Annotated in this window: 4 protein-coding genes and 1 tRNA gene; 1 reads left to right on the top strand and 4 read right to left on the bottom strand. The window is 36.8% G+C overall.

Translation table 11 applies throughout. From position 1 onward, the window contains the following. Nucleotides 1-193 precede the first annotated feature (193 nt). From K9N40_12280 to K9N40_12270, 3 genes are read right to left on the bottom strand one after another with little or no spacing between them, the layout of a single operon-like run. Nucleotides 194-2,557 carry a carboxypeptidase regulatory-like domain-containing protein gene (locus K9N40_12280; GenBank protein ID MCF7815245.1) on the bottom strand — a complete coding sequence of 788 codons (2,364 nt, stop codon included), beginning with the start codon at nucleotides 2,555-2,557 and terminating at the stop codon, nucleotides 194-196. A 7-nt stretch (nucleotides 2,558-2,564) separates the two neighbouring features. Then, entirely contained in the window at nucleotides 2,565-5,351 is a 2,787-nt protein-coding gene (locus K9N40_12275; GenBank protein MCF7815244.1) for a carboxypeptidase regulatory-like domain-containing protein, read from the bottom strand. Nucleotides 5,352-5,409: 58 nt separating this feature from the next. Continuing rightward, a complete protein-coding gene (locus K9N40_12270) occupies nucleotides 5,410-6,039 on the bottom strand; it encodes a hypothetical protein (protein MCF7815243.1) in 630 nt (209 codons plus the stop codon). An 82-nt stretch (nucleotides 6,040-6,121) separates the two neighbouring features. Between K9N40_12270 and K9N40_12265 the strand changes: the two genes are divergently transcribed. Next, nucleotides 6,122-6,198: transfer RNA gene (locus tag K9N40_12265), tRNA-Arg, on the top strand. 443 nt (nucleotides 6,199-6,641) lie between these two features. Here K9N40_12265 and K9N40_12260 read toward each other — a convergent pair. Further along, nucleotides 6,642-7,940, bottom strand: a complete 1,299-nt coding sequence (locus K9N40_12260) for a response regulator (protein MCF7815242.1) — start codon at nucleotides 7,938-7,940, stop codon at nucleotides 6,642-6,644. Nucleotides 7,941-8,143: the final 203 nt, after the last annotated feature.

Genomic DNA, 8,143 nt, shown 5'->3' with positions numbered 1-8,143 from the left:
TGATACGAGTGTTTTCAAGTGTGAAATTCTCGATCGAAAATGTCACGTTTACGCCGTTTGTACTACGCTGGTTCAAATTGAATCCCGCTGATCCCCAACTATCTTCGTAGCGGATCGTCTCGGAAAACAACAAGCTCAGACTGAGTACCAATACGATAAGTGCTAGTGTTTTCTTCATGCTTTTCTCCTTTTTTTATTTTAATAACAACATCTTTTCAGTTTTATCCAAATCTGAACTTATCAATCTATAAAAATACATTCCCGAACCTACTTTTTTTGAATTAGAATCTGTTCCATCCCAAATTATATTGTAGTTCCCAGCAGAAAGATTAGCGTCGATCAATGTATTCACTTTTTGACCTTTTATATTATAAATTTCTAATCTTGTAGGAATTTCTTCCTGTGAATTTATAGTAAAAGAAATTGCAGTTTCTGGATTGAACGGGTTAGGATAATTTCCCAATAAGCTAACTTTTGCCGGTTCAGGCAATTCTGGAGTTGACATCTCCTCTGTGCAGGGTAAGGCAATCATATCCAACCAGGCACAATCATTCCCATTGCTGGTATTTTCGTCTTTTTCGTAGGTCCATTTGAATTCATGAATGCCTTCATCAACTGGATAATGAGCTTCCTGCCAATCTACTTCACCAGACCATCTGTCTTGAAGAACTCCATCAATATAGAACCTGAAATAATCAAATACTACTTCTGAAGAAACTTTGAGGTAAAAAGATACTTCACCGGGAGCTGTTACTTCTAAATTTAGTAGAATAGATGATTCCTGATTATCAATAATGTTACCACTTCTGGCAGAAAAAGAACCTTCAAAAGCCACTTCATTAGTAATCATCCAATCTGCATTACCGGCAAAAGCCCAATCATGCATAAGAAAACTAGCTGATTCAAAGTCTTCAATATCGCTTAAACATATAGAAAAATCATGAATAGTGTTATTTTCAGCTATATCTATTTGAGTAAGTAAATTGGAATATGGATCGGAAGACACATAAACCTGATAAGATCCTTCCGGAACATTTTCTATCGTATAATTACCTAAATTATCTGTAAATACAGGATCAAGTGGTGTCTCTATAAACTCGATCATAGCATTAACTACCGGATTATGATCTACACCATCCTCAACGTTTCCGCTTACTGTGAATAACGGTGCAGTCTGCAGAGTAAAATCTAAATCTACAAGATTGCCATTTGTAACTGATACATTTTCTGCAACTTCCGGTAAATAGCCATAAGATGATGCTTTGAGATCATAAATTCCTTCGTATAAAAGGCGATAATAGTCTCCAAGATCGGAATCAGAATAAACATGAGAATTATCAAAATCGTGATTTAGAACTTCAATTTTAGCTTCCACAGGATTGCCCGCATCATTCGTAACGAAACCATGAATTCCATAAAGAGCTTCTTCCAAATACAATAACATGGATTCCCGATTATAATTCCAATGATCTTCTAAAAAAATTTCTGGCAGTAATTTTGTATCTGAAATTTCCATAGTAACTTCTCGAGCATAATGAAAATAGTTCATATAATCTTGGCGACCACCATGAGTTTCATACCAGGCAAAACCATTAGTAATTCCATTGTTATATCCATTCATATAACCAGCAGGACTGTTTGCCTGAGCTGCATTAGCATATACTTGAGAAGTATAGACATACCAGTCGTCATCAGGATGAAGTTCAGATTGAAAATCCCAGGGATAGTTTACTACCTCCGTACCACCATGATAATTTGCTCCCATCGTGATGTGATGTCCTTCCGCAAAATCCATCATTGCGATTGTTTCTGGCTGCCAGTCATTTCCATCGGGATGCGGTCCTTCTAATGGGCAGGGGAAATTTCTGTTTAGATCTACAAAGTTGGCATTAAATCTTTGCGCTCCAGCAACGGAATTATTGCCACCAAAGTAGGTTCCATCAGGATTTTGGAGTGGACTGATCCAGATTACTAAGTTATCAACGATATTCGTGATCCTGGGAACGGTTCCATAATTTTCCAAAAGATGTTCAATAAGGTTCAAAAGGCAGATATAACCTGCAGTTTCATCACCATGCATAGTTGCCACATACAGAAATTCAGGTTCTGCTTCATTACTTTGCACATTATCAGAAATCTTCGCCATCAATATTTCACGTCCCTGCACTGTAGTTCCAATATTCTCAACCGTACACAAGCTGGGATAATCAATTGCAAACTGATACATTATAGTTACGAAAGCATCGTAGGTTGGGTATTCCGTCCAGATACGATTAGTTTCAATATCGTCGGTCATATCAGGTTTGTACAATGTACCAGGTTTCTGCAGCATTTCCAATGAATAGCCTAGAATTTTAAATTTCTGCAGCTGCTTATCATTTGCATAAGCATATACATAACCATCTTTCACATCATCTATTGAAATCAATCTGGTTATTTTTGATAATTGAGAATGATGATGCAGATAGAACCGAAAATAGTGTTCACTTTGCTCTCCAACAAGTAAACAACTAAAAACGATCAAACTAAGTAATAGTAGTACAACTCGTTTCTTCATAATTTTCCTATTTTAATAAAATGATCTTTTTCGTACTCGTATAATCCAAACCTTCATCATCAATATCTAAAGTTGAGAAATAAATTCCGGAAGAAACATTCCTGGAATTCATGTCTTTTCCATTCCACTTGATAGTGTGAATTCCGGCAGGAAGTTCTTTATTTATCAGCTTTTTTACCAATTGCCCTTTCATATTGTAAATATTCAAAGATGTTTTTGCAGAAGTTGATATGCTAAATTTAAAGGTTGTAGTAGGATTGAAAGGATTTGGATAATTTCCCATAAATTCGGTCGATATGGAATTTGGTAGATCATCATTTCCAACTAACTCGTCATCAAAACTCAAATCGATATGTTTCTGTCCATTATCCGATTGAACATACAATTGATCAGTTAAGATCTCCCTTGAAAGATTTTCTACGGGTAAAGCTACTTTAACCAGAAAATCAAGTTGTTCTCCCACACTTAGGTTGTATGGGAAAGTCATATTGAAGCTATCAATGAACCAGGGAAATTCAGTTCCGGAAGATGTAATGTCATCCAAAACAATTTCCGAATCGCTGTTATTTATTACTGAGAATTGCAAACCGTCGATACAATCTTCAATTGTAAGAAAAGCAAGCGATGATGGAGTTAAACTCCAAGCTGAGATCGGTAATACAATGTCATCTATCCAGGCACAGTCATAGCCGTTAGAAACGCCGCCGTCTTTGTAATATTCCCAGAGAAAAGTATGATTTCCTGTTTCCACATTGAATACAGCTTCCTGCCAATCTACATTACCACTCCACATATCCTGAAGTTCACCATCTATGTAAAATCTCAGATAATCATAATCCTCTTCAGATGAAACTTTGTAATAAAATGATATCACATCATCATTTGGAACATACATTGAAAAATACATTTTGGATGTTTGATCGTCATAAACATTACCTGAACAAGCTGAATAAGAACCTGAATTCATATTTGTAGAATCGATGAACCAGGGTTGATTGCCATCAAAATTCCAGCTGGATGCAAATTCTCCAGATTCAAAGGTACCATCATCCAAAATTGCAAGAGAGAAATCTGCTACATTATTGGTAGAGGAAACAAATACATTTTCCATCGTACTGGCATAACCATCGGCATAAACAAGGAAATCATAAGGATAAGCATAGAGATTGTTAATTTCATATTCACCTGCTACATTAGTCGTTACAGAAGGAATGTTATAACCTGGAATTTCTACAACAGCGCCCTCAATCGGCCAGCCTGTATCAACATCAGTTACAACTCCAGTAACCGTAATATCAGCTGTAGCCGGATTTAAAGCTACATCAAGGATCGTACTGTTAGTACTATTTATGTTAACATTTTGGTAAATACTTGGCTCATAACCATAAGCAATAAACTGGACTGTATAATCTCCGTCTGTAAGCAATCGATAATAACTGCCAAACTCCTGATTGCTGAGATATGGATTGCGGAATTCTCCGGTATCATCGATACCGTCGATAAATATTTCTGCCTGAACGGGATCGTCGGTATCCGCATCGGTTACATGACCTTGCAAAGACGAATGATTTATCCTGTCCAACATGATAAGCGGAGCCTGCAGATTATCTTCACAGATTCCTGCGACCTGATTTGCATTGGGAATAAACTCTGTGGCCAGTTCGACTGTGTAACCAAAAATTCCATATGTACCGTAGGAATAATCATCTGTAGTTCCTGTGCATGGGTACAAAGCCCAACCTGGTTGCGGAGTATAATTTCCACTATACATTCCAGGAATCGATGTTGCCATAGCTACTGCCAGATCACTCAATGCGGCTTCGTCGGGTGCTACTACACCATCTGCATATCCAAAAGGATATAAAATCAGCTCGCCATAAGAGTGGTAAGTAAGACCGGCGATAAAGTGGTGTTCGCTCAATAAATCTCTAATTGCTTGAGTTTCCGGTTCAGAAAAAGAAGTTGTTCCCTGATAGGTTTCACTGCTCCAGTTAGTGGAAGCTCCTCCCCAATTCCAGGAATAATTTCGATTGGGATCCACTCCATCTGCAGGATTGTAACCATTTACATCAATCATACCGTTTTCGTTGTTATCACAAATATTTTTTCTCCACCACAAATCGATCTCGCTGGTCACAATTTTGTGGCCATCGGGATTTACCAGAGGAACAATCCAGATCTGAGAATTATTTATGTTATCTGTGATGGTTGGATCGGTTCCATATTGTGCCAGGATGTGATCCAGGAAATACATAACAACTTCCAAGCTTATTGGTTCACGGGCATGATGTTCTGCTAAGTAGTAAATCGAAGGTTCATCTTCTTCAGTTTCCACATTGTCAGATACCTTGAGAGCCCAGATGTCATGGTAATAATCATCATAATTAGCATTTCCGGCATCAGAATAAGTTTTGGCTCTGGAGTCACCGATATCATAAAGTTTACAAATATCAGGATTCAAAGCTTCGTATAATTGCAGATCTGCCAGCATTTCATCATAATCACGATATCCTGCCAGGTCGGTTCCAGCATTCAGGTTTGAGGATAGCTGCTGTTCAGTTTGAGTTATCCTCATTGAATAACCTTGAGATATTAGATTTTCATATTCCTGCTGATCTACAACCAGATCCAGATAAATTCCAGGTTTGTAAGATGCTATATCGTAACCTTCCAAAACAAAATTGGTTACAAGATACTTTTTGGGATTATCAAATCTTATTACAAAAGAATCCGCGAAAATGATATTTGAAATTACAGTAAGTGTTATTAATAATATAAATATTTTATATTTCATATTACCTCCATCTAATAATTATGCAAAATATGTTCCGTCAATATAAAGATTTAATGTACTATTTTTTCAAAAGTTCCACAAGTTCGCTTCGCAGTTTTATAATCTCGTTGTCTGAAACTTCACCTTCGTGGTCTGATTCCTGATACTTCATACCGTCTTCCAAAGATTTAAGTGCTTCTTCATATTTTCCAAGAGCTTTCTGAGCTTTTGCCAGTTGGATATAGGCATCGAAATGATCTTCTCTGGTCTCGATTGCTTTTTGGGTAGCTTCTTCCGCTTTTTCATAATTTGCGATTTCGAGATAAGCTTCGCCTTTATGTCGCCACGGACAAGACCAATTTGGAGCAGCAGCGTTGATTTTGTTATAAATCTCAATACTTTCATCATATCTTTTTGCTGCAAGCAAGAGGTTGGCGTATCCAAAAAGATTCCCATAAGAAAGTGAATCCAGATTCGATTCAAAAACTTCCAGTTGCTTTTCAAGCTGATTTAAATATACATTTCCTAAAATCATAGCAGAATGATATTCATCGTCACTATCCTGGGAAAAATGATTGATCACTTCAATTAAATTCTCTGTTGTTTGGTTTTCATTGTAAGTTTGATATTTTTCCATACCTTCGTCGGCATCTGCAAATAGTATTGCAAACACACAATTTACCATAATTATACAAGTTACAACTTTCATTCCTACTCTCCTTTTTATACATCTTTTAGTTTAACAAAAAATGTTGGACACAAAATAAAGTCAAAATAATTTTGCATTTCGTGCGCCCGTGGCTCAATTGGATAGAGCATCTGACTTCGGATCAGAGGGTTGAGGGTTCGAATCCTTCCGGGCGTGCCAGTGTTTTGCAACTAATAAAAAACGAACAAATATGTTTAAACTAATAAGTTTATTTTATGAGAACCCCCTTCTTCCTGCACGAGTTCGACCACGAGCTGGAATCTGAATTTGAATCTGTGAAAATTCAGCAGCGATGTAGCGCATCGGAGAAGATACAGCGTATCTTTGAAATGCAATCCTTCCGGGCGTGCCAGTGTTTTGCAACTAACAAAAACGAACAAATATGTTTAAACTAATAAGTTTATTTTATGAGAACCCCTTCTTCCTGCACGAGTTCGACCACGAGCTGGAATCTGAATTTGAATCTGTGAAAATTCAGCAGCGATGTAGCGCATCGGAGAAGATACTGCGTATCTTTGAAATGCAATCCTTCCGGGCGATCCAATTTATTATGACAAAACAACTATTTTTTAAAATCCCAATTAGATAAATGAATTGTTTGATCACAATGAACTGAAAGAAAAATTATCCTCTTTAAAAACCTTGATGCAGGCATCAACTACTTCGGCATCATACTTGCTTCCACGATTGTCTCTTATTTCATCCAGAACATCTTCGATTTTCCGAGCAGGTCGATATGGTCGATGTGAAGACATCGCTTCCACAACATCTGCCACAGAAAGAATCTTGGATTCTAAAATTATCTCATCATATTCTATGTTGTCCGGATATGAAATACCTTCCATCCTTACATGATGCTGCAAAACCGTTTGTGCAATGGGCCAGGGAAAATCTATACCTTTCAAAATTTCATAGCCTGCCTGGGCATGAGATTTCATAATTTCATACTCAACATCACTCAATTTTCCTGGTTTACTCAAGATTTCTGCCGGAATTTGGATCTTGCCAATATCATGAACCAGAGATGCTATTCTAAGGCCGTTTACCCGATCTTCAGACAGATTCATTTTACGTCCGATCGCACATGCCAGTTCAGCTACTTTTCTTTGATGTCCAGCGGTATATGGATCTCGCATTTCGATAGCCGAAACAAGACCATTCACCAAATCCTCTAATAATTTTTGTAGTTTCTGGGCACTTTTTTCCACTTCCAGTTGAGCTTTTTTTCTTTCCGTAATATCGCGTAGAGTAGTTAATTTTGCAATTTCGTTTTCCCAATGAATTTCCACAACACTTACATCTAATATTTTATTCTGATCCTCACAATCGATTTCCAGCTCAAATCTGTTTTTATCTATGTCGTGCTCAAACTTGGAATTGATCAATTCTTCTCTGGTTTTGCAGAATATTTCTTCGAATGCCTGGTTCACAAATAAAATCTTTTTATCTTTATCGATCACAGCAATTCCATCTGTGTTTTCTTCGATAAGTTTCTTGAATCTTTTTTCGGATCGTATCAAATCTAAATCTGAATGATGCTTGGAAAAAGCTATTTGCAGTGTTGCATTGAGATCGATCTCTTCAAAAGGTTTTACTATATAACCATATGGTTGTGTATCTTTTGCTCTTTCCAATGTTGCTTCATCGGCATTTGCTGTAAGATAAACAATTGGTATCTGAAATTCTTTTTTGATTATCTTAGCTGTTTCAATTCCATCTATATCACCCTCTATCTTTATGTCCATGAGGATCATATCAGGCTGTTTCTCTTTTGCGGCAGCTATTGCAGCGTTACCATTCGACACAATACTAACAACCTCATATTGATAATTTACCAGGCTTTTCTTAATGTCTTCGGCAATTATACGCTCATCTTCAACAATCAATATTTTTCTGACCATTTTTTCCTCTATAATACACAATGCATCTTACATGCCATTCGTCAATTAATTTAATATTTTATGCCACTACTGTCCTGTTATAAGTTAAACAATACCAATTGTTTAGAATCGGAGGGTGTAGTTTTTCTGTAATCCGATTTTGTAAGTAGTTGCAAAATAGGCACTTTTTCAAAAAGCGAGACACTCAAAATTTGTAGAATTTT

It is taken from the genome of Candidatus Cloacimonadota bacterium (genome assembly GCA_021734245.1).
Taxonomy (GTDB): Bacteria; Cloacimonadota; Cloacimonadia; order Cloacimonadales; family TCS61; genus B137-G9.
Note: the sequence above shows the minus strand (reverse complement) of the source record. Positions and strands in the feature narration are given on the sequence as shown.

Bases quoted from the DNA above. Each gene is read 5' to 3' on its own strand.
- K9N40_12280 (MCF7815245.1), bottom strand. From the start codon at position 2,557: ATGAAGAAACGAGTTGTACTACTATTACTTAGTTTGATCGTTTTTAGT.
- K9N40_12275 (MCF7815244.1), bottom strand. From the start codon at position 5,351: ATGAAATATAAAATATTTATATTATTAATAACACTTACTGTAATTTCA.
- K9N40_12270 (MCF7815243.1), bottom strand. From the start codon at position 6,039: ATGAAAGTTGTAACTTGTATAATTATGGTAAATTGTGTGTTTGCAATA.
- K9N40_12260 (MCF7815242.1), bottom strand. From the start codon at position 7,940: ATGGTCAGAAAAATATTGATTGTTGAAGATGAGCGTATAATTGCCGAA.